General features: G+C 69.7%; 21 protein-coding genes. 8 read left to right on the top strand and 13 right to left on the bottom strand.

Annotated features, from left to right (window positions below; all coding sequences use genetic code 11):
* Nucleotides 1-14: 14 nt before the first annotated feature.
* A complete protein-coding gene (gene pcrA / locus ACIBL3_RS34695) occupies nucleotides 15-2,333 on the bottom strand; it encodes a DNA helicase PcrA (protein WP_396358071.1) in 2,319 nt (772 codons plus the stop codon).
* Nucleotides 2,334-2,393: 60 nt separating this feature from the next.
* Between pcrA and ACIBL3_RS34690 the strand changes: the two genes are divergently transcribed.
* The 3 genes from ACIBL3_RS34690 to ACIBL3_RS34680 all read left to right on the top strand — a co-directional run bounded on the left by ACIBL3_RS34690 (nucleotide 2,394) and on the right by ACIBL3_RS34680 (nucleotide 4,383).
* Complete coding sequence (locus tag ACIBL3_RS34690; protein WP_396358069.1) at nucleotides 2,394-3,017, top strand: class I SAM-dependent methyltransferase; 624 nt, start codon at nucleotides 2,394-2,396, stop codon at nucleotides 3,015-3,017.
* Between the two features lie 84 nt (nucleotides 3,018-3,101).
* Nucleotides 3,102-3,698 (top strand): ClpP family protease, encoded by a 597-nt coding sequence (locus ACIBL3_RS34685; protein WP_396358067.1) that lies wholly within the window; start codon nucleotides 3,102-3,104, stop codon nucleotides 3,696-3,698.
* Nucleotides 3,699-3,774: 76 nt separating this feature from the next.
* Nucleotides 3,775-4,383 carry a ClpP family protease gene (locus ACIBL3_RS34680; RefSeq protein WP_396358065.1) on the top strand — a complete coding sequence of 203 codons (609 nt, stop codon included), beginning with the start codon at nucleotides 3,775-3,777 and terminating at the stop codon, nucleotides 4,381-4,383.
* Here the strand turns inward: ACIBL3_RS34680 and ACIBL3_RS34675 are convergent.
* The 8 genes from ACIBL3_RS34675 to ACIBL3_RS34640 form a co-directional block, all read right to left on the bottom strand.
* Nucleotides 4,380-5,459, bottom strand: a complete 1,080-nt coding sequence (locus ACIBL3_RS34675) for a serine hydrolase domain-containing protein (RefSeq protein ID WP_396358063.1) — start codon at nucleotides 5,457-5,459, stop codon at nucleotides 4,380-4,382. The two genes, ACIBL3_RS34680 and ACIBL3_RS34675, sit on opposite strands and share 4 nt — an antisense overlap.
* A 73-nt stretch (nucleotides 5,460-5,532) precedes the next feature.
* Nucleotides 5,533-7,839: an FdhF/YdeP family oxidoreductase gene (locus tag ACIBL3_RS34670; protein ID WP_396358061.1), complete on the bottom strand. Its 2,307-nt coding sequence runs from the start codon at nucleotides 7,837-7,839 to the stop codon at nucleotides 5,533-5,535.
* Nucleotides 7,840-7,919: 80 nt separating this feature from the next.
* Entirely contained in the window at nucleotides 7,920-9,269 is a 1,350-nt protein-coding gene (locus tag ACIBL3_RS34665) for a bifunctional folylpolyglutamate synthase/dihydrofolate synthase (protein WP_396358059.1), read from the bottom strand.
* Nucleotides 9,266-10,168 (bottom strand): methylenetetrahydrofolate reductase, encoded by a 903-nt coding sequence (locus tag ACIBL3_RS34660; RefSeq protein ID WP_396358057.1) that lies wholly within the window; start codon nucleotides 10,166-10,168, stop codon nucleotides 9,266-9,268. The genes ACIBL3_RS34665 and ACIBL3_RS34660 overlap by 4 nt, the downstream gene beginning before the upstream one ends.
* Entirely contained in the window at nucleotides 10,168-11,046 is an 879-nt protein-coding gene (folP, locus tag ACIBL3_RS34655) for a dihydropteroate synthase (RefSeq protein WP_396358055.1), read from the bottom strand. Before folP ends, ACIBL3_RS34660 begins: the two co-directional genes overlap by 1 nt.
* Nucleotides 11,043-11,945 carry a bifunctional methylenetetrahydrofolate dehydrogenase/methenyltetrahydrofolate cyclohydrolase gene (locus tag ACIBL3_RS34650; RefSeq protein ID WP_396358054.1) on the bottom strand — a complete coding sequence of 301 codons (903 nt, stop codon included), beginning with the start codon at nucleotides 11,943-11,945 and terminating at the stop codon, nucleotides 11,043-11,045. The genes folP and ACIBL3_RS34650 overlap by 4 nt, the downstream gene beginning before the upstream one ends.
* A 34-nt stretch (nucleotides 11,946-11,979) precedes the next feature.
* Complete coding sequence (locus ACIBL3_RS34645; RefSeq protein WP_396358053.1) at nucleotides 11,980-13,149, bottom strand: NAD(P)/FAD-dependent oxidoreductase; 1,170 nt, start codon at nucleotides 13,147-13,149, stop codon at nucleotides 11,980-11,982.
* Entirely contained in the window at nucleotides 13,146-13,496 is a 351-nt protein-coding gene (locus tag ACIBL3_RS34640; protein WP_396358052.1) for a bifunctional 3-phenylpropionate/cinnamic acid dioxygenase ferredoxin subunit, read from the bottom strand. Before ACIBL3_RS34640 ends, ACIBL3_RS34645 begins: the two co-directional genes overlap by 4 nt.
* A 153-nt stretch (nucleotides 13,497-13,649) precedes the next feature.
* Here ACIBL3_RS34640 and ACIBL3_RS34635 point away from each other — a divergent pair, with 153 nt between their 5' ends.
* The 5 genes from ACIBL3_RS34635 to ACIBL3_RS34615 all read left to right on the top strand — a co-directional run bounded on the left by ACIBL3_RS34635 (nucleotide 13,650) and on the right by ACIBL3_RS34615 (nucleotide 19,076).
* Nucleotides 13,650-14,459: an IclR family transcriptional regulator gene (locus ACIBL3_RS34635; protein WP_396358051.1), complete on the top strand. Its 810-nt coding sequence runs from the start codon at nucleotides 13,650-13,652 to the stop codon at nucleotides 14,457-14,459.
* 166 nt (nucleotides 14,460-14,625) lie between these two features.
* On the top strand, nucleotides 14,626-16,275 hold the full coding sequence (locus ACIBL3_RS34630; protein WP_396358050.1) for a BCCT family transporter: 1,650 nt from the start codon (nucleotides 14,626-14,628) through the stop codon (nucleotides 16,273-16,275).
* Nucleotides 16,276-16,467: 192 nt separating this feature from the next.
* Entirely contained in the window at nucleotides 16,468-17,334 is an 867-nt protein-coding gene (purU, locus tag ACIBL3_RS34625; RefSeq protein ID WP_396358049.1) for a formyltetrahydrofolate deformylase, read from the top strand.
* Nucleotides 17,335-17,364: 30 nt separating this feature from the next.
* A complete protein-coding gene (locus ACIBL3_RS34620) occupies nucleotides 17,365-18,450 on the top strand; it encodes an S-(hydroxymethyl)mycothiol dehydrogenase (protein WP_396358048.1) in 1,086 nt (361 codons plus the stop codon).
* A complete protein-coding gene (locus tag ACIBL3_RS34615; RefSeq protein WP_396358047.1) occupies nucleotides 18,447-19,076 on the top strand; it encodes an MBL fold metallo-hydrolase in 630 nt (209 codons plus the stop codon). The genes ACIBL3_RS34620 and ACIBL3_RS34615 overlap by 4 nt, the downstream gene beginning before the upstream one ends.
* A 60-nt stretch (nucleotides 19,077-19,136) precedes the next feature.
* On the opposite strand, the gene ACIBL3_RS34610 is transcribed toward ACIBL3_RS34615, so the two are convergent.
* From ACIBL3_RS34610 to ACIBL3_RS34595, 4 genes are read right to left on the bottom strand one after another with little or no spacing between them, the layout of a single operon-like run.
* Nucleotides 19,137-20,507, bottom strand: a complete 1,371-nt coding sequence (locus ACIBL3_RS34610) for an L-serine ammonia-lyase (protein WP_396358045.1) — start codon at nucleotides 20,505-20,507, stop codon at nucleotides 19,137-19,139.
* Entirely contained in the window at nucleotides 20,507-21,022 is a 516-nt protein-coding gene (locus tag ACIBL3_RS34605) for a sarcosine oxidase subunit gamma (RefSeq protein WP_396358044.1), read from the bottom strand. The genes ACIBL3_RS34610 and ACIBL3_RS34605 overlap by 1 nt, the downstream gene beginning before the upstream one ends.
* The gene (locus ACIBL3_RS34600; RefSeq protein WP_396358043.1) at nucleotides 21,015-23,906 is read right to left on the bottom strand and encodes a 2Fe-2S iron-sulfur cluster-binding protein; all 2,892 of its coding nucleotides are present in this window, start codon (nucleotides 23,904-23,906) and stop codon (nucleotides 21,015-21,017) included. Before ACIBL3_RS34600 ends, ACIBL3_RS34605 begins: the two co-directional genes overlap by 8 nt.
* Nucleotides 23,903-24,196: a sarcosine oxidase subunit delta gene (locus ACIBL3_RS34595; RefSeq protein ID WP_396358042.1), complete on the bottom strand. Its 294-nt coding sequence runs from the start codon at nucleotides 24,194-24,196 to the stop codon at nucleotides 23,903-23,905. Before ACIBL3_RS34595 ends, ACIBL3_RS34600 begins: the two co-directional genes overlap by 4 nt.
* Between the last annotated feature and the right edge of the window lie 23 nt (nucleotides 24,197-24,219).

Raw genomic sequence — 24,219 nt, 5'->3', positions numbered from 1 at the left:
CCCAACAAGTTGACTTAGATCTTCTCCACCGGTGCGTAACGAAGCAGCAACCGCTTGACACCTTCGGACCCGAAGTCGATGTCCGCCTGCGCCTGCTGGCCCTCGCCGCGGACGACCACGACAGTGCCCATCCCGAAGGTGTCATGGACCACGCGGTCGCCTGGGTTCAGGCTGATGACCGGCTTGTCGGAGGCCGTCCGGCGTGGTGGCTCGTAGCGGCTGGAGATGCCGCTGCCGCGAGTCGTTCCGGTGCCGGACCAGCGGGTGATCGCGGACTCGTCGCGTCTCCAGTCGAGCAGCTCGGCCGGGATCTCCTCCAGGAACCGGGACGGCGGGTTGTGCTGCGGAGCGCCGTACGCCGACCGGACCGCGGCGCGCGAGATCGCCAGCCGCTGCCGGGCCCGGGTGATGCCGACGTACGCGAGCCGGCGCTCCTCCTCGAGCTCCTTCAGGTCGGTCAGCGACCGCGAGTGCGGGAAGACGCCGTCCTCCATCCCGGTCAGGAACACCACCGGGAACTCCAGGCCCTTCGCGGTGTGCAGGGTCATCAGCGTGACCACACCGCCGTCGTCGGCCGCGTCCGGGATCTGGTCGGCGTCGGCGACCAGTGCCACCCGCTCCAGGAACGCCTGCAGGTCGGACGCCTCACCCGCCGCGGTCCGCTCCTCGACGAACTCGCGGGCCACGGAGATGAACTCGTCCAGGTTCTCCAGGCGGGTCTCGTCCTGCGGATCCGGGGACTTCTGCAGGGTCTCGTAGTACCCGGAGCGGTGCAGCGCGACGTCCAGGATGTCGTCCGGCGGCGCGCCCGAGTCCACCATCGCGGTCAGCTCGTCGAGGATGTCGACGAAGGCCTGTACGGCGTTCACCGAGCGGCTCGCCATCGCCGGCGCGTCCTGGGCCCGGCGCAGCGCCTGGGCGAACGACGTCCGGTCCCGGGCCGCGAGGGCCTCGATCGCGGCCTCGGCCCGGTCGCCGATGCCACGCTTCGGCTCGTTCAGGATCCGGCGCAGGGAGACCGTGTCCTCGGGGTTCACCAGCACGCGCAGGTACGCGAGCGCGTCCCGGACTTCCTTGCGCTCGTAGAACCGGACGCCGCCGACCACCTTGTACGGATGGCCGGTGCGGATGAAGACCTCTTCGAAGACCCGGGACTGTGCGTTGGTCCGGTAGAACACCGCCACGTCGGACGGTTTCACGCCGTCGGCGTCGGTGAGCCGGTCGATCTCGTCGGCGACGAACTGCGCCTCGTCGTGCTCGTTGTCGGCGACGTACACCGCGATCTGCTCGCCCTGGCCCTGGTCGGACCAGAGGTTCTTCGCCTTGCGGCCCTCGTTGCGCGCGATCACCGCGTTGGCCGCGGACAGGATGGTCTGGGTGGAGCGGTAGTTCTGCTCCAGCAGGATCGTCTCGGCGCCGGCGAAGTCCTCCTCGAAGGCGAGGATGTTGCGGATCGTCGCGCCCCGGAACGCGTAGATCGACTGGTCGGAGTCACCGACCACCATCAGCTCGGCCGGCGGCGCGGTCGGGCCGTTGGAGTCCGGTGGATCCTCCCCACAAAGTTCCCGGATCAGTGTGTACTGCGCGTGGTTGGTGTCCTGGTACTCGTCGACGAGCACGTGCCGGAAGCGGCGGCGGTAGTACTCCCGGACCTCGGGGAAGGCCTGCAGCAGGTTGACCGTGGTCATCAGCAGGTCGTCGAAGTCCAGCGCGTTCGCCTGGGCCAGCCGCTCCTGGTAGATCCGGTAGCACTCGGCGTAGGTCTCCTCGAGGTGGTTCGAGGTCTTCGACGCGGCGGTCTCGTGGTCGATCAGCTCGTTCTTCTGGGTGCTGATCCAGTTCAGCACGGCGCGCGGGTTGTACCGCTTCACGTCCAGGTCGAGCTCGCGGCAGACCAGCGTCATCAGCCGCCGCGAGTCGGTGTCGTCGTAGATCGAGAACGTCGAGTTGATCCCGAACCGCTTGATGTCGCGACGCAGGATCCGCACGCAGGAGGAATGGAACGTCGAGACCCACATCAGCTTCGCCCGCGGCCCGACCAGGTCCACCACCCGCTCGCGCATCTCCGCGGCGGCCTTGTTGGTGAACGTGATCGCCAGGATCGACCCGGGGTGCGCGTCGCGGGCCGCCAGCAGGTAGGCGATCCGGCGGGTCAGCACCCGGGTCTTGCCCGAGCCCGCGCCGGCCACCACCAGCAGCGGCTTGCCCGCGTGCACGACAGCGGCCCGTTGCTGTGGATTGAGCCCCTCCAGCAGCGAGTCCGGATCGGTCCGTTGCTTCTTGGGCTCCTCCAACGGCACCGGGAGCTCATCAGGCGAGAACAGCGTAGTCATCACCCATCACCTTAGGCGGTCCCCCGGACAGTTCTCGAAATGCGCACGTAAGGTGGCTCAATGGGGCAGTCACATCCGGTGTTCGCGCGGCTGTATGCGCGGGTCCGGCCGTCGATCGACGAGCAGGGGGCGCAGGAGCACCGAAAACGGCTGCTGGACGGGTTGGCCGGGCACGTGGTCGAGGTCGGCGCTGGTGACGGCGGGAACTTCGCGCACTACCCCGCCGAGGTGCACAGCGTCGTCGCGGTCGAGCCGGAGCCGTACCTGCGGACCAAGGCCGACGCCCTGGCCATCGCGGCCCCGATCCCGGTGGAAGTCGTGAGCGGTACGGCGGACCGCCTGCCACTCGCCGACGGCTCGGTCGACGCGGTCGTCACGTCGCTGGTGCTGTGCTCGGTCCCGGACCAGGCCGTGGCCCTAGGAGAAGCCTTCCGCGTACTGCGACCAGGCGGCGAACTGCGGTTCTACGAACACGTCGCCGCCGAGCCGGGCACCCGGCTCGACCGCGTTCAGCGCATCGCCGACGCCACCGTCTGGTCCTGGTTCAGCGGCGGCTGCCACGTGCACCGCGACACCGCCGCCGCCATCGAGTCCGCCGGCTTCACCATCGAAGACCTCGACCGCTTCGACTTCGGCCCCAACCCCGCCTCCCCCCACATCCTCGGCCGCGCCCGCCGCCCTTAGGGCGTGCGGCTTTTCCGCTGTGGGCAGAGTTGCCGTCAGCAGAAAAGCTGGGGTACGCGCGGTGTCGCCGGTCAGGGTTGTGGCATGGCTGAAGACAACAAAGCACCGCTGTTCAACGAGTCGGCGCGGCAGCGGCTGCTCGGGCAGCGGATCGTCGTACTGGACGGGACGCTCGACGACGACAACGGGACCTTGCTGGCGACCCAGATCCTCACGCTCGCGGCCGAGGACCCGGACCGGGACATCGCGCTGTGGATCCACTCGCTCGGCGGCTCGGTCCCGTCCATGCTGGCGATCCGGGACGTGATGCGGCTGGTGCCGTGTGACGTGTCGACGCTGGCGATCGGACTGGCCTGCAGCGCGGGACAGTTCCTGCTGTCGGCCGGTACGCCGGGCAAGCGGTACGCACTGCGGCACGCCAGGGTCCTGATGCACCAGGGATCGGCCGGCATCGGCGGCTCCGCGGTCGAGATCGAGATCCAGGCCAACGACCTGCGGCACATCCGCGACACCGTGCTGGCCCTGATCGCGGACGACACCGGGCAGCCGTTCGACGTCGTGCACGAGGACTCGCTGCACGACCACTGGTACACCGCCGAACAGGCCCGCGAGTACGGCTTCATCGACCACATCGTCGAGTCCTTCGACCAAGTGATGCCCCAACGGAAGGCAGCGGCATGAACGAGCGGAGCGAGTTCATCATCAAGCACAGCGCCTGTCGTGTCTCATCCGCGCCCGGAGCGAAGCGAGGACGTGGATGAGCACCTACACCATCCCCAACGTCATCGCCCAGTCCCCACGGGGCGAGCGGATCATGGACGTCTACTCGCACCTGCTCAGCGAGCGCATCATCTACCTCGGTACGGCGATCGACGCCGGCGTCGCGAATGCGCTGATCGCGCAGCTGCTGCACCTTGAGGCGGACAAGCCGGACCAGGAGATCAACCTCTACATCAACTGCGAGGGCGGCGACATGACCGCGATGCTCGCCATCTACGACACCATGCAGTACATCCAGGCGCCGATCGCGACGCTGTGCGTCGGGCAGGCGATCTCGGCCGGCGCCGTGCTGCTGGCCGCCGGCGCGCCCGGGCATCGCGCCGTACTCCCGCACGCGCGGGTCGTCCTGCACCAGCCGGCTGCACGGGGTCAGGGCACCATCCCCGACCTCATCCTGCAGGCCGACGAAGTGGTCCGGGTCCGCGGTCAGGTCGAGTCGATCCTCGCCGAGCACACCGGGCAAACGATCGAACGCCTGCGTCACGACACCGATCGGGACCACGTCCTGACCGCCGAGGGCGCGCGGGAGTACGGCCTCGTCGACCAGGTGATCCAGCACCGGATGCCGGTGCCCGTCTTCGCCTAGTCGAACGCCGCTTCCAGCACCTTGTCGGCCACGGCGGCGTGGTGGGCGACGTCGACCTCGCGGCGGCCGATCCGGTTGGTCACGTAGGCGTAGGCGATCCGGCGATCCGGATCCGCCCAGCCGATACAGCAATTGCTGCCGTTGTGGCCGAACGTCCGCGGGCTGCTGGTCGTCCCGAGCGGCGTCACCACGTTCGGGACGAACCGCGGCCCGCCGAGCTGGAACCCCTGCGACCACCGGATCGGCGTGCCGATGGTCCGGTCCACCTCGCCCTCGCTGCTCGGCTCGACCGCGGCCGCGATCGACGCCGGCCGCAGGATCCCCGATCCGCCCTGCAACAGCGCCTGGTACAGCGCAGCCAGATCCCGTGCGGTGGTGGACATTCCAGCCGCCGGTACGACGGCCTCGCGCGTACTGCGCCTGTTCACGACGGACTGGACGAACGGGCCGGCCACGCCGGACACGCGGATCGGCACACTGCGGTCCGACTCGTCGTACGGCACCCCGAGGTAGGTGTCGGCGAGCCCGAGCGGCTCGAGGACGGAACGCCGTACCAGCTCGGCATATGGTTGCCCACTGCATCGATGTGCGACCTCGGCGAGGACGAACCCGAACGCGAGCGGGCTGTGCGCGACCGTGCCGAGCGGCCAGCGTGGCCGCGCCTGCTCGATCCGCTCCAGCGAGCGGTCCCAGTCCGCCATCGCGCGGGCGTCGCCGACGTACGACCCGACCGTGGTCAGGCCGGAGCGATGCTGCAGAACCTGCCGGACGGTGATGTCCCGCTTGCCGGCTTCACCGAACTCGGGCCAGTACGCCGCCACCCCGTCGTCCAGGTGGAGCAGCCCGGACTCGACCAGCTGGTGGATCACGATCGCGACGTACGGCTTGCTCGCGGAGAAGAGCCAGAACAGCGCGTCCGGTTCGCAGCCGATCGCCTGGTCGACCACCACCCGGCCGTCCCGCACCACGCACAACTGCGCGGCCGCCTTCCGGGACCGCACCAGCTCCACCGCTGCTCCGAGCCGCCCGGCATCCATCCGGACGTCCCGCGGTTCGCACTCCCCACCCAACTCCATGAAACCTCCTCCCCCATCAGGACCAGCTTGCCCCCAGTACCCAAGTGCTGGTCCAGATCCCGCGACGGAGTGGTCAAGCCCCCGAATCCGGCGTCCGGGCGGCCTCGAGGCGGACCAGGATGCCCTTGGACGTCGGCGTGTTGCTGATGTCGGCGACGCTGTCGAGCGGCACCAGCACGTTCGTCTCCGGGTAGTACGCCGCGGCCGACCCGCGCGCCGCCGGGTAGGCGACGAGCCGGAACCCCTCGGCCCGCCGCTCGGTGCCGTCCCGCCAGACGCTGACGATGTCGACCAGGTCGCGGTCGGCGAACCCGAGCTCGGCGATGTCGTCGGGGCTGACCATCACGATCCGGCGGGCGTTGTGGATGCCACGGTAGCGGTCGTTCATCGCGTACGGGATGGTGTTCCACTGGTCGTGCGAGCGCAGCGACTGCAGGATCAGGTGGCCGGGCGGAGTCCGCAGCCACTCGAGCTCGTTGCAGGTGAAGACAGCCTTCCCGCTGGGCGTCGGGTACACGCCCGCGTTCACCGGGTTCGGCAGCGTGAACCCGCCGGGCGCCTTGATCCGCTCGTTGAAGTCCTCGAAACCCGGTACGACGCGGGCGATCCGGTCCCGGATCAGGTCGTAGTCGGCCTCGAACTTCGCCCACGGGATCGCGGACGTGTCGCCGAGCGTGCGCTGCGCGATCCGGGTGACGATCGCGACCTCGCTGAGCAGGTGCGGGGATGCCGGTGGCAGCTTGCCGCGCGACCGATGCACCTGGCTCATCGAGTCCTCGACGGTGATGTACTGCTCGCCGGTCGCCTGGACGTCCCGGTCGCTGCGCCCCAGCGTCGGCAGGATGAGCGCGGTCCGGCCGGTGACGGTGTGCGACCGGTTGAGTTTCGTGGACACCTGCACGGTGAGGCGGCAGTTGCGCAGCGCCGCCTCGGTGACCGCGCTGTCCGGGGTCGCCCGGGCGAAGTTCCCGGCGACGCCCACGAACACCCGGGCCCGGCGATCACGCATCGCCCGGATCGCGTCCACCGAGTCGAGGCCGTGCGCGCGCGGCGGCTCGAAGCCGAACTCGGCGCCGAGCGCGTCCAGGAACGTGTCCGGCATCCGCTCCCAGATCCCCATCGTCCGGTCGCCCTGCACGTTGGAGTGACCGCGGACCGGGCACACACCGGCGCCCGGCCTGCCGATGTTGCCGCGCAGCATCAGGAAGTTGACCACCTCGCGGATCGTCGGCACGCCGTGCTTGTGCTGCGTCAGACCCATCGCCCAGCAGACGATGACGGACCGGCTCGCGAGTACGGCGTCGTGCACCGCCTCGATCTCGTCGCGGGTGAGACCGGTGGCCTCGAGCGCGTGCTCCCAGGTGATCGTGCGCGCGTGCTCGGCGAACGCCTCGAAGCCGGTGGTGTGCGTCGCGATGTAGTCACGGTCGAGTACGCCGCCGCCCGCGGCCGCGTCGGCCTCGAGCAGACGGCGGTTGAGCATCTGGAACAGCGCGAGGTCGCCACCGGGCCGGATCTGCACGAACTGGTCGGCGATCGCCGTACCGCGGCCGACGACGCCACTCGGCTTCTGCGGGTTCTTGAACCGCATCAGGCCCGCCTCGGGCAGCGTGTTCACGGCGATCACCCGGCCGCCGTTCTGCTTGGTCTGCTCGAGCGCCGAGAGCATCCGCGGGTGGTTGGTCCCCGGGTTCTGACCGACCACGAAGACCAGGCCGGCAGTGTGGAGGTCGTCGAGCTGCACGCTGCCCTTGCCGATGCCCAGCGTCTCGTTGAGCGCGGAGCCGCTGGACTCGTGGCACATGTTCGAGCAGTCCGGCAGATTGTTGGTGCCGAAGGCCCGGGCGAAGAGCTGGAGCAGGAACGCCGCCTCGTTGTTGAGCCGGCCGGACACGTAGAACAGCGCCTCGTCGGGTGAGCCGAGAGCGGTCAACTCGCCGGCGACGATCCCGAACGCCTCGTCCCAGCCAATCGGCTCGTAGTGCGTCGCCCCGGGCCGCTTCACCATCGGCTCGGTGAGCCGTCCTTGCTGGTTGAGCCAGTAGTCGGACTTGCCGTCCAGTTCCTCGATCGAGTGCCGCGCGAAGAACTCGCGGGTGACGCGGCGGGTCGTCGCCTCGTCGTTGATGTGCTTGGCGCCGTTCTCGCAGTACTCGTTCTTGTGCCGGTGCTGTGGTTCCGGCCAGGCACAGCCGGGACAGTCGAATCCTTTCACCTGGTTGAGGTTCAGGAGGGTCAGCGCAGTACGGCGTACCGTCGTCTGCTCGAGCGAATACTGCATCGCGTGGGCCACCGCCGGCAGTCCGGCCGCGTAGGTCTTCGGCGGTCCGGCCGTCAGGTCGTCCTGCGGATCCTCGGCGTCCGCATGCTTTCCACTCACTGCTTGTCTCCTCCGCGAACAGGTGGGGTTGGGTGCCGGAAGGGGCTCCGGCACCCAACCCCGGGACCGATGGGTGTCCTTCACCCGGGCAGGGCTTGACCCATCGGTGGTCCAGGAGGCAGCACCCGGTTCGCATCGCCGACGGTCACGACCGAGCCGGTGACCAGCACGAGGGCGTCCGAGGCGCGCCCGGGCAGCGGCGCCGCGAGCGCACGCGCCTTCTCGATCGCCGTCGCCACGTTGAACGCGACATGGATACGTTGCGCGCCGAAGACCTGCCGGGCGGTGGCCGCGAGCTTCGCCGGCGCGATGCTTCGCGGGCTCGAGTTCCGGGTGCACACGACCACGTCGACGACGGACTCGAGCTCCCGCAGCACACCCTCGATGTCCTTGTCCGCCATCGCCGCGATCACGGCGAAGGTCCGGCACGGTGCGAGCTCGGCCAGCGACTCGACCAGGGCGCGCGCTCCGTGCGGATTGTGCGCGGCGTCCAGGATCACCAGCGGCTCTCCAGGCCGAACGTCGAAGCGACCCGGCGAGGACACCTGGCCGAGACCGGCGCGCACGGCAGCATGGTCCAGTTGCCGTCCGGCCGCAGCTTCCGCCGCTGCGATCGCGCACGCCGCGTTGGCAGCCTGGTGGCGGCCGTGCAGTGCCAGGAAGACGTTGCTGTACGTCCCGTACAGTCCTTGCACCGAGATCACCTGGCCGCCTTCGACGGCCGTCCGCCGCAGCAGCGAGAAGTCGTTGCCCTGAACAACGAGGCGGGAACCCACGGAGTCCGCCCGGGCCCGCAGAACCTCGGCGACCTCCGCACTCTGCCGCGCGCTGACGGCCACCGACCCGGGCTTGATGATGCCCGCCTTCTCCTGAGCGATCCTCGCAGCCGTCGGGCCGAGGTAGTCGGTGTGGTCGAGGTCCACCGGGAGGACCACGGCGACATCGGCGTCGATGACGTTGGTCGCGTCCCAGCGCCCGCCCATGCCCACCTCGACCACCGCGACGTCGACCGCGGCGTCGGCGAAGGCGCGATAGGCCATGGCAACCGTCATCTCGAAGAACGACAGCGGATGCCGCATGGTCGCGTCGACGAGTTCCGCCTGCTTTCCGACCGCGCTGTACGCGGACCGGAACGCCCGGACGTCGATGACCTCCTCGGCGATGCCGATGCGCTCCCGGACACTCGTCAGGTGCGGGCTGGTCAGCCGGCCCGTCCGTTCACCCGACGCGGCCAGGAGCGCCTCGACCATCCGGGCCGTGCTGGTCTTGCCGTTGGTCCCGGTGATGTGGACGCTGCGGTATCTGCGCTGCGGGTCGCCCAGCAACCGCATCACGTTGACGATCCGGTCCAGGGACGGCTCGAGCTTCGTCTCCGGCCACCGGGTCAGCAGCCGCTCCTCGATCGCCCGGATCGACAGGTTGTCGGTCATGAGAGCCCCCATCCCGGGACACCGGCGGCTCGGACGCCGGTCTGGTCACGTCGACCGCGCACGCGGGCCAATTGAGCCACCCGCCAGGCCTCGGTCTCGGCAACCTGGTTGAACGTGAACAGATGCAGGCCGGCCACCTGCAGGTCCGCACGCCCGAGCGTCGTGGCCGCGCGGTCAAGGAAACGGATCGGGTCGTAGCCACCGGGCGCGGCGACCCGGGCGAAGACCCCGCCGTGCTTCGCGAGGAATCGGGCCGATTCGCCGACCCCGATCTTCGTCGCGATCCGGAGCAGCTTTGCGCGCTCGACCGGACCGGGCAGGCCGACGAGAATCGGCAGCCGGACGTCGCGGGCGCGAACCCGCCGTACCCAGGAGGCCAGCACATCGGGGTCGAAGGTCAGGTTGCTGACGACCTGCGTGGCGTACTGCCGCTTGTCCCACATGGCCTGGATCGTCAGGTCGTCGTGAATGCCCGGGTGCGATTCCGGATAGCCGGTGATCCCGACCTCGGTGAACGGATGCCCCGCGGTCGCCAGATCTTGCAGCAGCGGCAACGCGCTGTCGTAGGCCCCGGCGGGCGGGTCGGCGTCGCCGGCCGGGACGAACACCTTCGTGACTCCCGCGGACTGCAGCCTGGCCGTGATCTCTGCGAGCTCACCGGGGCCGGTGATCATCCGCGCCGCGAGGTGCGGGACGACGTCGTACCCGAGGGCAGCCAGCCGCTCGGCGACCTCAAGCGTGACCTCGAGACCCTTCGTCGGTGATGCGGTCACCGTGACCGTGGCTCCCCTGGGCAGGCCGGCGGACACGGCGTCAACGACCCCTGGTGTCGGGAGAACCTCGTAGCGCACCTGATTCAGCAGTCTCTCGAGTACGTCGGCACGCGTACGCCGGCCCATCAGCGGCCCCCGGTCCCGGCTGCGGCGATGCGGGATGCGACCCGCACAGCTGCGGCAGCGGGTGCGACGGCGTGCACCCGGACACCCCACGCTCCGCCCGCCGCAGCGAGTGCCGCGACCGCGCTCGAGGCGTCGTCGCGATCCAGCGGACTGTCCGCTGCGAGTCCGCCGTGGTCGACACAGTCGGCCAGGAATCGCTTGCGCGAGGCACCGATCAGGAGCGGAAAGCCGAGGTCGCGGAGTACTGGCAGGCCCGCGAGCAGGGACCAGTTGTGCGCTGCGCTCTTGGCGAAACCGAGCCCAGGATCGAGCACGATGCTGTCCGCCCTGACTCCCGCCGCGAAGGCCGCGTCCACCCGCATCGACAACTCCACGCCCACCTCGTCGACGACGGCGTGGTAATCGGCGAACGCATCCATCACCTCGGAGTGGGCCCGCCAGTGCATCAGCACGCATCGCGTCCGCGAAGCGGCGATCAACGGCAACATCGCAGGGTCCGCAAGCCCACCCGAGACGTCGTTGACCATGACTGCGCCGGCATCCAGTGCCTGCTCGGCGACGCTCGCGCGCATCGTGTCCACCGACACCCTGACACCCGCGGCACTGAGCGCGTGGATCACGGGGATCACTCGTCGCGCCTCCTCGGCCTCGTCGACGCGGACGGCGCCGGGCCGGGTCGACTCGCCTCCGACGTCGACGATGTCCGCACCCTGCCGGACGAGCTCGATGCCCCGGGCAACCGCCGCGGCGAGCGAGACGAACCGCCCGCCGTCGGAGAACGAGTCGGGCGTGACGTTGAGGACGCCGAGGACCTGGCACCGCTCGACGCTCGTCCTGGTCGGCTGTGTCGCCGATTCGACGACCCGCAGCCCGGTCATCGAAGGACCTCCGCGACCGGCCGGCGCCTGCCGTTGGCGAACGGCTCGCATCGGCTCCGCTCGGCGATCTCGACGATGTTCGTCAACAGCATCGCCCGGGTCATCGGCCCGACCCCGCCCGTCGCCGGGCTGATCTTGCCGGCCACCGCGTCGACCTCCGGATGGACGTCGCCGAGGATGCCCTCGATCGTCCGCGTGACGCCGACCGACAGCACAGTCGCGCCCGGACTGATCCAGCTCGGCTTGACCAGGTGGGCGACTCCCGCGGCGGCGACGACCACGTCCGACGCGCGGGTGTGCGCCGCGATGTCGACCGTTGCCTCATGGCACAGCGTCACCGTGGCGTGCTCGGTCGGGCGCGTGAGCATGAGCCCGAGTGGCCTGCCCACGGTCAGGCCGCAGCCGATCACACAGAACCGCTGGCCGGTGATCTCCACGTCGTGCCGTCGGAGGAGCTCGATGATGCCCCGGGGCGTGCACGGCAGCGGGCCGGGAATGCCGAGCACCAGCTTGCCGAGGTTGGTGGGGTGCAACCCGTCGGCATCCTTGCCCGGATCGATCAGCTGGAGGATCCGGTGCGTGTCGACGTGCGGCGGCAACGGGAGCTGGACGATGAACCCTGTACACGCCGGGTCGTCGTTGAGCCGCCGTACGGCGGTCTCGATCTCGTCCTGGGTCGCCGACGCGGGCAGTTCCACCCGGATCGACTCGATCCCGACCTCGGCACAGTCCCGGTGCTTGCCGGCGACGTACGAGTGGCTCGCCGGGTCGGCACCGACCAGGATGGTGCCGAGCCCCGGGCGGATCGCCTGTGCGTGCAGGGCAGCGACGCGGGTGCCGAGCTGTGCTTTCAGGTCGTTGGCGACCTTGCGTCCGTCAATCCTCTTCGCGATGGCCACCGGCCCGCCTTTCGGAGACTCGTGGGACAGCACGTCAGACCGGAACCGCGGTGTTGAGCTGCCGCCGCCACCGACCGAACTGGCGGGTCTGGTTCATGCCCAGGACACCGACGGGGACGTCGCCGCGGCGGTAGACGGCCAGAACGTCATGACTGTCCGCCGTTCCGGCCTCGATCGTCACCGAGTCGGCTTCCGCGGCGTGACCGGCGAACTGGATCCGTACGTCGTACTGGTCGGACCAGAAGTAGGGGACACCGACCGGACGGTGCTCGCTCACCCCGTCTCCGCCGAGCAGAGCCGCGACGGCGGTGGCCGGTCGCTCCATGGCTCCGGTCCAGTGCTCGACGCGGTGCTGACGACCGAGCCGTAAGTCCTGCCAGGCCGCGCAGTCGCCGACTGCCACGACGCCGGGGATGCTGGTGCGACCCTGGTGGTCGCACTCGATCCCGTTGCCGACGGCAACGCCAGAGCCGGTGAGCCATTCGACGTTCGGAATCGCCCCGATGCCGACCACGACCACGTCAGCGGGCAGTACCGTGCCGTCCGTCAGCTCGACACCTTCGACCCGCTCGCGGCCGGCCAGTCCGCGCACGCCGACGCCGCACCGGAGCGTGACGCCGTGCGCCTCGTGCAACCCGCTCACGACGGCACCGACCTCCACACCGAGTGGTCCGGCCAGCGGCGAAGGCATGGCCTCGACCACGGTGACGTCGAGTCCGAGCGCCTTCGCCGTCGCGGCGACCTCACCGCCGATGAAGCCGGCGCCGATCACCACGAGACGCGCTCCCGGCAGCAACTCGGACCGAAGCGCGACGGCGTCGTCGATCGTCCGCAGCACGTGGACGCCGGGCGGCGTCGTCGTACCCGGCAATGTCCGTGGCCGGGCCCCGGTCGCGATGACGACTCCGTCGGCGGCGATCCGGGCGCCGTCGGCCAGGAGCACCTCCCGGGTGTTCGTGCACAGCGACACCGCGGGCGTCCCGAGCAGCCAGCGCGCCTGCAGGTCGTCGTCGGCCGACTCGAGGAACAGCACGTCGGCGTCGATCCGGCCGGCCAGGAACTCCTTCGACAGCGGCGGCCGGTCGTAGGGCCTGCGCACTTCGTCGCCGATGACGACGACCTCGCCGTCGAATCCCTGTGTCCGCAGCGCTTGCGCCGCGTAGAGGCCCGCGAGCGAGGCCCCGACGACCACGATCGTCCTCATGACTTCGCCCCGAACGTCACGCCCGGAGGGAGGTTGGGCTCGGCGTCGGACAGCTCCACACAGATGTGCTCGTCCTCGACGCGCACCGTGTGCGTCCGGATCGGCCGCTTGGCCGGCGGCGCGTCGACCGCACCGGTGCGCAGGTCGAACTTCGACGCGTGCAACGGGCACTCGATCTCACAGCCCTCCAGCCAGCCGTCGGCGAGCGACGCGTCCTGGTGGGTGCAGGTGTCGTCGACGGCGAAGAGCTCGCCCGCCTCGGTGTGGAACACCGCGATGGGCGGCTCGGCATCGACGCGCAGCGCCTCTCCTGGGGGTAGTGCGGAGAGCGGACAGACTCGGATCATGTTCTCCACCTCGGTGCGAATAGCACAACTGATCGCGCAATGCGCAACAGTTTGAGAAGCCAGAACAGCTGCTGTCAAGAGCCGGAGCGAGGTCGGTCACAATTCACGGGCGGCGTCCTGGGGTTAACAGTTCCTAACGGGTAGGGTTGCGCTATGAGCAACGGGGAGCAGAATGCGACCGGACGAGGCACCAGCCGCGGCGACAGCCAAGGCGGCGTGCAGTCCGTCGACCGGGCCATCACAGTGCTCGAGATCCTCGCGCGCGAGGGCCACGCGGGCGTGAGCGAGGTCGCCGCGGAGATCGGCGTCCACAAGTCGACGGCCTTCCGGCTGCTCGCGGCGCTGGAGGAGCGCGACCTGGTCGAGCAGAACACCGATCGCGGCAAGTACCAGCTCGCCTTCGGCATCCTGCGGCTGGCGAGCGCCATCCCGACCCGCATCGACATGGCCCGCCAGGCCCAGCCGATCATGGACGACCTGGCACTGCAGTTCGACGAGACGATCAACCTCGCCGTGGTCCGCGAGCACTACGCGGTCAACGTGCAGCAGTCACGCAGTACGGCGGCCGTCGCCAGCCAGAACTGGGTCGGCCAGCTGACCCCGCTGCACGCGACGTCCAGCGGGAAGATCCTGCTGGCCTACATGCCGGACGAGCAGCGCGACTCGATCCTGGACCAAGCCGGCCTGCCGAAGCTCACCGAGAACACCGTGACCTCACGGAAGGCCCTGCTCGACCAGTTGGCCGAGGTCCGGGAGACCGGCCTGGCCACCGCCTTCGAGGAGCTCGAGGTCGGCCTCAATGCCGCCGCGACAGCGGTCCGCGACCACACCGGAGAGGTGGTCGGGGCGTTGAGCGCATCCGGCCCGGCCTACCGCTACGACAAGGCGCGCATCAAGAGCACCGAGGAAGACCTCAAGCTGGCCGGCAGCCGGATCAGCCACCGCATGGGCTGGCTGGGCTAGACCACACCCTTGTCCAACGAGCGGCCGGCGTCGCCCCGCTCGCGCCTCGGCATGTCCACCTGGTTACCTTTTGTTTCATTTACCGCAAGGTGTTGCGGATCACACAACACAGTCCTACAGTCGAGAGCGCCCGGGCACGTGGAACCCACTGAAGGGACTCTTCGCAATGTCAACCAACCCCGAGAATCCGTCCACGTCGGATCACCCTGATCGGTTCGTCCGCCTACCGGTCGACCGGCTCGTCCTGGCGGTGTCGGCCGCCTTGGCGCTCGCATTCATCCTGTGGGGCATCCTCGACAACAAAGGGCTGGCCAGTGTCTCCGGCGATGCGCTTGCCTGGGTGATCAAGAGCTTCGGATGGCTGTTCGTGCTGGCGAGCACGGGCTTCGTCGTACTGGCCGTCGTCCTCGCCTGCAGCCGGTTCGGCCGGATCCGGCTCGGCCGTGACGACGAGCGGCCCGAGTTCAGGACGGTCAGCTGGGTCACCATGATGTTCAGCGCCGGCATGGGCATCGGGCTGATGTTCTACGGCGTCGCCGAGCCGCTGTCGCACCTGAGCACCCCACCGCTGGGGCTGGCCGAGCCCAACAGCCAGGAGAGCGCGCAGCTCGCCATCCAGTACTCGTTCTTCCACTGGGCGTTCCACCCGTGGGCGATGTACGCCGTCATCGGACTGGCGCTGGCGTACTTCTCCTTCCGCCACGGCCGCGCGAACCTGATCAGCTCGACGTTCTTCCCGCTGCTCGGCAAGCGTTCCGAAGGCGGCGCCGGCCGGGCCATCGACAGCTTCGCGATCCTGGCCACCCTGTTCGGCTCGGCCACGTCCCTCGGTCTCGGCGCCCTGCAGATCAACTCCGGCCTGAACCAGCTCTACGACGTCCCCAAGTCGACGCCGGTCGCCATCTGCATCATCGCGCTGCTCACACTGGCGTTCATCGTGTCGGCTGTCAGCGGGGTGCACCGCGGCGTCCAGTACCTCTCGAACCTGAACATGGTGCTCGCCGTCGCGCTGCTGTTCTTCCTGTTCGTGGTCGGCCCGACCGTCTTCATCCTCAGCACGTTCACCGAGTCCGCGGGCGACTACCTGTACCAGATCGTCCCGATGAGCTTCCGGGCCGGCGCGTTCGGCGGCCAGGACTGGCTCGGCGGCTGGACGATCTTCTACTGGGCCTGGTGGATGTCGTGGACGCCGTTCGTCGGCGCCTTCATCGCGCGCATCTCGCGCGGCCGCACCATCCGCGAGTTCGTCTTCGGCGTCGTGCTGGCGCCGAGCGTGGTCACCTTCGTCTGGTTCTCGATCCTGGGCGGCATCTCGATCAACCTGCAACTCGGCGGCACCGACCTGGCCGGCGCCCTCGAACGGGGGCAGGAGACGGCACTGTTCGAGCTCCTGCGGCAGTATCCCTGGTTCGCGGTGACCGCGCTGATCGTCGTGATCCTGGTGGCCTTCTTCTTCATCTCCGGCGCGGACGCCGCCTCGCTCGTGATGGCCATGCTGTCCTGCCGAGGCTGCCGGGAACCCCGCACGCTGGTGACCATCTTCTGGGGAGTGATGACCGGCGCCGTGGCCGGCATCCTGCTGCTGGCCGGCGGACTCTCGGCCCTGCAGACGCTGTGTATCCTCGCCGCCTTCCCCTTCATGTTCGTGATGATCGGCGCTGCCGTGTCACTGGTGAAGGAGCTCCGCAACGAGCCTGACCCGGCTCCGCGCCCAGGACGCCGGAAGGTCGCGCCCACCCTCGAGGAGTACGACGACGAGGCGCTCACGCCGACGCCCAACGGCACCGCGCCGGCCTCGCGCACACCGGTCGGCTAGCACCGCGACAGCCGGCAGCGGGCCGGGAGACGGACCCAGGAACGGGCCCGCCTCCCGGCCTGCTCGCATGCCTGGGCACGGTGCGAACGGCGGCCGAAAAACGGCTCCGCACCCTCTTGACCAGGCCCGCCTCCGAAAGGCAGTCTGTTGCGTATTGCTCATGCTGTTGTGTAATACGCAAAGGAGACCCCGATGGCGCCTCATCCCCCCGCCGGCCACGAATACGTCCTCACGCTGACCTGCCCGGAGGCGCCCGGCATCGTTTTCGCGGTCAGCCGCTTCGTGATGGAGCACGGCGGAAACATCAGCGCCAGCCAGCAGTTCGACGACCGCCTGACCGACACCTTCTTCATGCGGGTCCAGTTCCGGCTGGACGGCGCCACCGTCGAGTCGCTGCGCCAGGACTTCGCCGCGATCGCGAGTCAGTTCGCGATGGCGTGGCAGCTGCACGACATGCACACGCCGACCCGCGCCCTGCTGCTGGTCTCTCGCTTCGGCCATTGCCTGAACGACCTCGTCTTCCGCACCGGTACCGGCGCCCTCAACCTCGAGATCCCCGGCATCGTCTCCAACCACCGTGACTTCGAGGCCGTCGCCGACGCCAACGGGATCCCGTTCTTCCACGTGCCGGTCACCCCGGAGACCAAGCCGGAGGCCGAGGCGCGGCTGCTCGAACTGGTGGACTCCCTCGACGTCGACCTCGTCGTCCTGGCCCGCTACATGCAGGTGCTGTCGAACGAGCTGTGCGGCAAGCTCGAGGGCCGGGCGATCAACATCCACCACTCGTTCCTGCCGAGCTTCAAGGGCGCCAAGCCGTACCACCAGGCGCACACCCGCGGGGTCAAGCTGATCGGCGCCACCGCGCACTACGTGACGTCGGACCTGGACGAGGGACCGATCATCGAGCAGGACGTCGCCCGGGTCGACCACTCGCTCGACCCCGCCGACATGACCGCCGCGGGCCGCGACGTGGAGGCCCAGGTGCTGGCGCGCGCGATCCGCTGGCACAGTGAGCACCGGGTCCTCCTGGACCGCAACCGGACTGTCGTCTTCCGCTGAACGCAGCAACCCCCGAGAACAAGGAGAACCATGCCCGTCACCGTCAAGGGAGTCATCGCCCGCAGCAAGGGAGCGCCGGTCGAAGTCGTCGACATCGTCGTTCCCGACCCCGGTCCCGGCGAGGCCGTGGTGAAAGTCCAGGCGTGCGGCGTCTGCCACACCGACCTGCACTACCGCGAAGGCGGTATCGGCGACGAGTTCCCGTACCTGCTCGGACACGAGGCCGCCGGAGTGGTCGAGTCGGTCGGCGAGGGTGTCACCGAGGTCGCTCCGGGCGATTTCGTCATCCTCAACTGGCGTGCCGTGTGCGGCCAGTGCCGCGCGTGTCTGAAAGGCAAGCCGCAGTACTGCTTCGACACCCACAACGCCAAGCAGAGTATGACGCTGACCGACGGCACCCCGCTGTCGCCGGCCCTGGGCATCGGCGCCTTCCTGGAGAAGACGCTGGTCGCGGCCGGGCAGTGCACCAAGGTCGACCCGAACGCGCCGGCCGCGGCCGCCGGTCTCCTCGGCTGTGGTGTCATGGCCGGGTTCGGCGCGGCGGTGAACACCGGTGGCGTCGGACGCGGCGACTCGATCGCCGTGATCGGCTGCGGCGGCGTCGGGAACGCCGCCATCGCAGGTGCGGCGCTGGCCGGCGCCTCCACCGTCATCGCGGTCGACGTCGACGACCGCAAGCTCGACTGGGCCAAGCAGTTCGGGGCGACCCACACCGTCAACTCCCGCGAGGAGGACGCCGTCGAGGCGATCCGCAAGCTGACCGGTGGCTTCGGCGCCGATGTCGTCGTCGAGGCGGTCGGGCGTCCCGAGACCTACGAGCAGGCGTTCTACGCCCGCGACCTGGCCGGCACGGTCGTCCTCGTCGGCGTACCGTCGCCGGACAGCGAGATCACCCTGCCGCTGCTGGAGGTCTTCGGCCGTGGCGGCGCGCTGAAGTCGTCCTGGTACGGCGACTGCCTGCCGTCCCGCGACTTCCCGATGCTGGTCGATCTGGCGCAGCAGGGCCGGTTCCCGCTGGCCGAGTTCATCACCGAGACGATCGCGCTCGACGAGGTCGAGGACGCGTTCGCGAAGATGCACAAGGGCGAGGTCCTGCGCTCGGTGGTCGAGCTGTGAGCGGAGCCGGAATCACCCGCGTGGTGACCGCGGGCACTTTCAGCCTCGACGGCGGCAGCTGGGACGTCGAGAACAACGTCTGGGTGATCGGCGACGAGAACGAATGCGTCGTCATCGACGCCGCCCACTCGGCGGACCCGATCGTCGCCGCCGTCGCCGGACGCACCGTGCGCGCCGTTCTGCTCACCCACGCGCACAACGACCACGTCAACGCGGCCAAGGAGCTGTGTACGGCGACCGGCGCCCGCTCGTACCTGCACCCGGACGACCGGGTGCTCTGGGATCAGGTGCACAACTCCGCGCCCGACGAGGAACTTGCCGACGGCAAGGAATTCGAGGTCGCCGGCATCAGCCTGCGGACGGTGCACACTCCCGGTCACGCGCCTGGCGCTTGCTGCTTCTACAGCAAGGAGCTCGGCGCAGTCTTCACCGGCGACACGCTCTTCCAGGGCGGGCCTGGTGCGACCGGGCGCTCGTACAGCGACTTCCCCACGATCATCGACTCGATCCGGGACAAGCTGCTGAGCCTCCCGAGCGAGACGGTCGTCCACACCGGCCATGGTGGCGACACGTCCATCGGCGCGGAGAGCGGCGACCTGGAAGCGTGGATCGCGCGCGGCCACTGAACCAACCGAACGCGGTCCAGTCCCTGGCAAGGGGCTGGACCGCGTTGTCCTGTTCGATCCTCAACACTCGATCACGTTGACGGCGAGGCCGCCGCGCGCCGTCTCCTTGTACTTGACCAACATGTCGCGACCGGTGTCCCGCATCGTCTTGATCGCCTTGTCCAGGCTCACCTTGTGGCTGCCGTCGCCGTTGACGCCCAGGCGCGCCGCGTTGATGGCCTTCATCGAGGCGATCGCGTTCCGCTCGATGCACGGGATCTGGACCAGGCCGCCGACGGGGTCACAGGTGAGGCCCAGGTTGTGCTCGATGCCGACCTCCGCGGCGTTCTCCACCTGCGCCGGTGTGCCGCCGAGGACCTCGGCGAGCCCACCGGCCGCCATCGAGCAGGCCGAGCCGACCTCGCCCTGGCAGCCGACCTCCGCCCCGGAGATCGAGGCGTTCGTCTTGAACAGGATGCCGACCGCCGCCGCAGTCAGCAGGAACCGTACGACGCCGTCCTCGTCGGCTCCTGGGACGAAGTGGACGTAGTAGTGCAGGACCGCCGGGATGATCCCCGCTGCGCCATTGGTGGGCGCCGTCACGATGCGCCCGCCGGACGCGTTCTCCTCGTTGACGGCGAGCGCGTAGAGGTTCACCCAGTCGACGACATGCAGCGGATCGTCGTACCCCTTGCGGGACAGCTCCCGGAACAGTCCGGGGGCGCGCCGGGGTACCCGGAGGCCACCGGGAAGCACCCCTTCCCGGTGGAAGCCGCGTTCGACGCACTCGACCATGACCGACCACAGGTGCAGCATCCCGGCCCGGATCTCGTCCTCGGTGCGCCAGGCCTGCTCGTTGGCCAGCATCACATCACTGATCGACATCCGCTCGCGCTCGCAGATTGCCAGCAGTTCCGCGCCCGTGGAGAACGGGAACTTGACCTGGGTGTCGTCGAGGACGACGCGGTCCGCGCCGGTGGCCGCCTCGTCGACGACGAAGCCGCCGCCGACGGAGTAGTACGTCCGGAACTCGAGCTGGACGCCGTCCTCGTCGAAGGCGGCGAACGTCATCCCGTTCGGGTGGGCCGGCAGGCTCTTGCGCCGGTGCATGACCAGATCGGTGTCCACGTCGAACCCGATCCGGCAGGCGCCGTTCAGGAGGAGCAAACCGGTCTCGCGGATCTCGTCGATCCGGGCGTCGGCCCGCGCTGTGTCCGTGGTCGCCGGGTCCTCGCCCTCGAGGCCGAGGACGACGGCCTTCGGCGAACCGTGGCCGTGTCCGGTCGCTCCGAGTGACCCGAACAGCTCGGCCCGGACCCGGCGGACGGCGGCCAGCCGGCCGGAGCCGGCGAGCCCGTCCACGAACCGCTTCGCAGCCCGCATCGGCCCGACCGTGTGCGACGAGGAGGGCCCGATGCCGACGGAGTAGAGATCGAACGCCGAGAGCGCCATCAGGCAGCGAACTCCTGCATGGCGTCGAGCAGCCATGTGGCGACGTACGAGCTGAACGAGGTACGCGGCAGGATCCGGAACGTCGTACGGTCGACCTTCCAGAGCAGGACGGGAACCCGTGCGAGGGTCGTGAGGACCGCCGTGTCGTCGGCCAGCACTCGGGGATGCAGGTCGACCGGGCAGCCCTTCTCGAGGACCTCCCGCACGTGCGGCCCGGAGAGCTCCAGCACCGTGCGGTTCGCCGAGACATCGACGATGGCCACGTGCCCGTCGCCCGCGGCGACGCGGAGGCGGGCGGCAACGTCAGCCACCGCCGGCTCCGACACGATCAGCCACTCGTCAGGCCCCAGCCACAGCACCACCTGCTCGCCGCGCCGGGAGACCTCCCCGCAGGTGCCCGGCAGCGCAGACTCCAGGACGCACTCGATGCCTCGGGCCGCGGCGGAGTCCGGATCGACGCGCAAGCTCACCATGCTGAAGAACGGAAGCTCCTGCAGCGCACTCTGTTCAGCCATCTCGCTTCGTCCCTTCGGGGTCGTAGAGCACGGGCGAGGTCACTTCCACCTCGACGAGCCGGTCGCCGACCGGCGACACCAGCACTTCTCCGATGCGATCCCGTCCGCCCTTGACCAGGGCGAGCGCGAACGGGCGCTCCAGGGCCGCGCTGTGGTAGCTGGACGTCACGTGGCCGAGCATCGGAACCGGGTCCGAGCCGCCGGCGACCTGCTCGCCACTGGCGATCACCTGGCTTCCTTCGGGCAGCCGCGTGGCGCGGTCGACCGGCAGCAGGCCGACGAGGTGCTTGCGATCGGCGCGCTGGTTCTCGGCGCGCGTGTACGAGCGCCGGCCGACGAAGTCCTTGACCTTCGACACGACCCACTCCATCCCCGCGTCCTGCGGCGTGACCGTGCCGTCGGTGTCCTGGCCGACGATCGGGTACCCCTTCTCCGCCCGCAGGACGTGCATCGTCTCGGTGCCGTACGGCGTGATGCCGAAGTCCAGCCCGGCTGCGTAGACCTCCTCCCAGACCGCCCGGCCGTGCCGGCCGGACACGTTGATCTCGAAGGCGAGCTCGCCGGAGAACGAGATCCGGCAGATCCGGGCCGGAACGCCCGACGCGAGCACCGTCTCGCGGAACGTCATGAACCCGAACGCCTCGTTCGACACGTCCAGCTCGGGCGCCACCCGGGCGACGACGTCACGCGAGCGCGGGCCGACGACGGCCACGGTCGACCACTGCTCGGTCACCGAGGTGCAGTACACCTGCAGGTCCGGCCACTCGGTCTGCAGCCACTCCTCGAGCCAATCGAGGACGCCGGCGGCGCCACCGGTCGTGGTCGTGAGGAAGTACCGGTCGTCGGCGAGCCGCAGCGTCACCCCGTCGTCGAACATCATCCCGTCGGCCGTGCACATCACGCCGTACCGGGCCGAGCCGATCGGCAGCTTCTTGAACGCGTTGGTGTAGATGCGGTTCAGGAACTCGCCGGCGTCGGGGCCTTGCACCTCGATCTTGCCGAGGGTGGAGGCGTCCATCATGCCGACGCCGGTGCGCGCGGCCCGGCACTCCCGCTCGACCGCGGCCTCGAGGTCCTCCCCCGGCTGCGGGTAGTACCACGGGCGCAGCCACTGCCCGACGACCTCGAACTCCGCCCCCGCCTCGACGTGCCAGTCGTGGATCGGCGTGGTCCGCTGCGCGTCGAACAGTTCGCCACGCTCCCGGCCGGCGAGTGCGGCGAACGACACCGGCGAGTACGGCGCCCGATAGGTCGTCGTACCCACGGCGCCGATTCCCTCACCACCGAGGGCGGCCGCGATCACGCCGATCGCGTTGATGCCCGAGGTCTTGCCCTGGTCCTGGCCGGTGCCGATCGAGGTGTAGCGCTTCACGTGCTCCACGCTGCGCATCCCTGCGCCGGTGGCCCGCCAGACGTCCGCGACCGTCTGGTCGCGCTGCAGATCCACGAAGTGGTCGTCCCACTCGCCGGGTTCACCGCCGACTCCGGCGATGAGCCAGAGCTGCCGGGTCTCGCCGGCGCCGGACCGGCGGGGCGACGCACCGATGGCGAGCGGTTCGACCGCGAACCCGGTCGCCGTCGCGGCTTCGGCGCCGGCGATCGCACCCTCGCGCAGGCAGTCGGCGAGCGTCACGGTTCCGCGGGCGGAGCCTGCGACCCGCTGGTTCTTCACCACATTGCCAGGCACGAAGGCGGCCAGCGCGTCATCCCATCTCAGGGTGCCCTGCCGCTGGCTGTGCAGGTGGACGAGTGGGCTCCAGCCGCCGGAGACCGCCAGCAGGTCGGCGTCCAGCGTCTCGGCGAACTCGACCTCGTCCCGTTCGCCCAGCCTTCCCACGTCCACCTTGGCGAGCAGACCGGTGGCCGGGTCACCCTCGGCCCGTTCGACCGTGCTGCCCGGAACGACGCGCACTCCGCTGTCGGCGATCTCAGCCGCGCGGGCAGAGAGCCCGTCGCGAGCATCGAGTACGGCGACGACCTCGACGCCGGCGGCGACGAGGTCCTCGACCGTGTCGTACGCGCTGTCGTTGGTGGTCGCGACAACCGCCTTGCGGCCCGGCGCGACGGCGTACCGGTTGAGGTACGTCCGCACGGCACCCGCCAGCAGCACGCCGGGGGTGTCGTTGCCCGCGAAGACCGACGGCCGCTCGTGGGCGCCGGTCGCCAGGACGACCTGGCCGGCGCGGATGTGCCACACGCGCTGGCGCGACACACCAGGAGCCCGCGGGACCAGGCTGCTTGCCGCCCGGTTCTCGACCGCGAGGACGTAGTTGTCGTCGTACGAGCCGAACGCCGACGTGCGAGTGAGGACCGTGACCTCCGGCGCGGCGGCCAGCGACGCGGTAGTGGCGGCCAGCCAATCGTCCGCCGGCTGACCGTCGACGAGTTCGGTCCGGGCGGAGAGCAACGAACCGCCCAGCTCCGGTTGTTCGTCGAGCAGAACGACGCGTGCGCCGGAGCGCGCCGCCGACAGCGCGGCCGCAAGCCCCGCCGGGCCGGCGCCGACGACCAGGACCTCGGTGTGCACGAACTTCTTGTCGTACGTCGCCGTGTCAGGCTCAGGATCCAGTACGCCGAGTCCGGACAGGGTGCTCGCGCTGAAGCCGTCGGCCAGCTCACGAACCGTCGCCGGCACCATCGGCTCGGACTGTTCGCCATGCACCTGGAGCAACGCGTTCGGCTCCTCCGGACCGGCCGCCAGGATGCCGCGCGGGCGCTTGCGGTAGATCGAGTCGCCGACTCGCACCCGCCCGTTCGCGAGCAGCGCGGACGCGACGGTATCGCCGGGGTGCCCGACGTACTCGACGTCGTCGACGGTGAACGTGAGCACCGTGCTCCGGTCGATCCGGCCGCCCGTCGGAAGCCGGTGGGACTGCCTGTTCATCGGCTGCCTCCTGCTGTGAGGTCGGGACGCGGATCCGCAGCGGTGTACACGGCCAGGACCTCGTAGGTCCGGGTGTCGCGGACGACGTTGAACCACCGGCGGCAGCCGACGCTGTGCGACCACCGCTCGGCGAAGGGTCCCTTCGGGTTGTCCCGGAAGAACAGGTACTGCGCCCACTCGTCGTCGGTGAGCGCACCAGGGTCCTCGGGATACGGGACGTGGGCCTGGCCGCCGTAGTGGAACTCGGTCTCGTCCCGCAGTCCGCACCACGGGCACTTCAGCTGCAGCATCGGAGGTGCTCCTTCTCGGGCTC

Source organism: Kribbella sp. NPDC050124 (assembly GCF_044460355.1).
Classification (GTDB): domain Bacteria; phylum Actinomycetota; class Actinomycetes; order Propionibacteriales; family Kribbellaceae; genus Kribbella.
This window is presented reverse-complemented; position numbering and strand designations above follow the sequence as displayed.

Excerpts from the sequence above, each read along its gene's own strand:
- pcrA (WP_396358071.1), bottom strand. The coding sequence starts at position 2,333 with ATGACTACGCTGTTCTCGCCTGATGAGCTCCCGGTGCCGTTGGAGGAG.
- ACIBL3_RS34690 (WP_396358069.1), top strand. The coding sequence starts at position 2,394 with ATGGGGCAGTCACATCCGGTGTTCGCGCGGCTGTATGCGCGGGTCCGG.
- ACIBL3_RS34685 (WP_396358067.1), top strand. The coding sequence starts at position 3,102 with ATGGCTGAAGACAACAAAGCACCGCTGTTCAACGAGTCGGCGCGGCAG.
- ACIBL3_RS34680 (WP_396358065.1), top strand. The coding sequence starts at position 3,775 with ATGAGCACCTACACCATCCCCAACGTCATCGCCCAGTCCCCACGGGGC.
- ACIBL3_RS34675 (WP_396358063.1), bottom strand. The coding sequence starts at position 5,459 with ATGGAGTTGGGTGGGGAGTGCGAACCGCGGGACGTCCGGATGGATGCC.
- ACIBL3_RS34665 (WP_396358059.1), bottom strand. The coding sequence starts at position 9,269 with ATGACCGACAACCTGTCGATCCGGGCGATCGAGGAGCGGCTGCTGACC.
- ACIBL3_RS34660 (WP_396358057.1), bottom strand. The coding sequence starts at position 10,168 with ATGGGCCGGCGTACGCGTGCCGACGTACTCGAGAGACTGCTGAATCAG.
- folP (WP_396358055.1), bottom strand. The coding sequence starts at position 11,046 with ATGACCGGGCTGCGGGTCGTCGAATCGGCGACACAGCCGACCAGGACG.
- ACIBL3_RS34645 (WP_396358053.1), bottom strand. The coding sequence starts at position 13,149 with ATGAGGACGATCGTGGTCGTCGGGGCCTCGCTCGCGGGCCTCTACGCG.
- ACIBL3_RS34640 (WP_396358052.1), bottom strand. The coding sequence starts at position 13,496 with ATGATCCGAGTCTGTCCGCTCTCCGCACTACCCCCAGGAGAGGCGCTG.
- ACIBL3_RS34635 (WP_396358051.1), top strand. The coding sequence starts at position 13,650 with ATGAGCAACGGGGAGCAGAATGCGACCGGACGAGGCACCAGCCGCGGC.
- ACIBL3_RS34630 (WP_396358050.1), top strand. The coding sequence starts at position 14,626 with ATGTCAACCAACCCCGAGAATCCGTCCACGTCGGATCACCCTGATCGG.
- purU (WP_396358049.1), top strand. The coding sequence starts at position 16,468 with ATGGCGCCTCATCCCCCCGCCGGCCACGAATACGTCCTCACGCTGACC.
- ACIBL3_RS34620 (WP_396358048.1), top strand. The coding sequence starts at position 17,365 with ATGCCCGTCACCGTCAAGGGAGTCATCGCCCGCAGCAAGGGAGCGCCG.
- ACIBL3_RS34610 (WP_396358045.1), bottom strand. The coding sequence starts at position 20,507 with ATGGCGCTCTCGGCGTTCGATCTCTACTCCGTCGGCATCGGGCCCTCC.
- ACIBL3_RS34605 (WP_396358044.1), bottom strand. The coding sequence starts at position 21,022 with ATGGCTGAACAGAGTGCGCTGCAGGAGCTTCCGTTCTTCAGCATGGTG.
- ACIBL3_RS34600 (WP_396358043.1), bottom strand. The coding sequence starts at position 23,906 with ATGAACAGGCAGTCCCACCGGCTTCCGACGGGCGGCCGGATCGACCGG.
- ACIBL3_RS34595 (WP_396358042.1), bottom strand. The coding sequence starts at position 24,196 with ATGCTGCAGCTGAAGTGCCCGTGGTGCGGACTGCGGGACGAGACCGAG.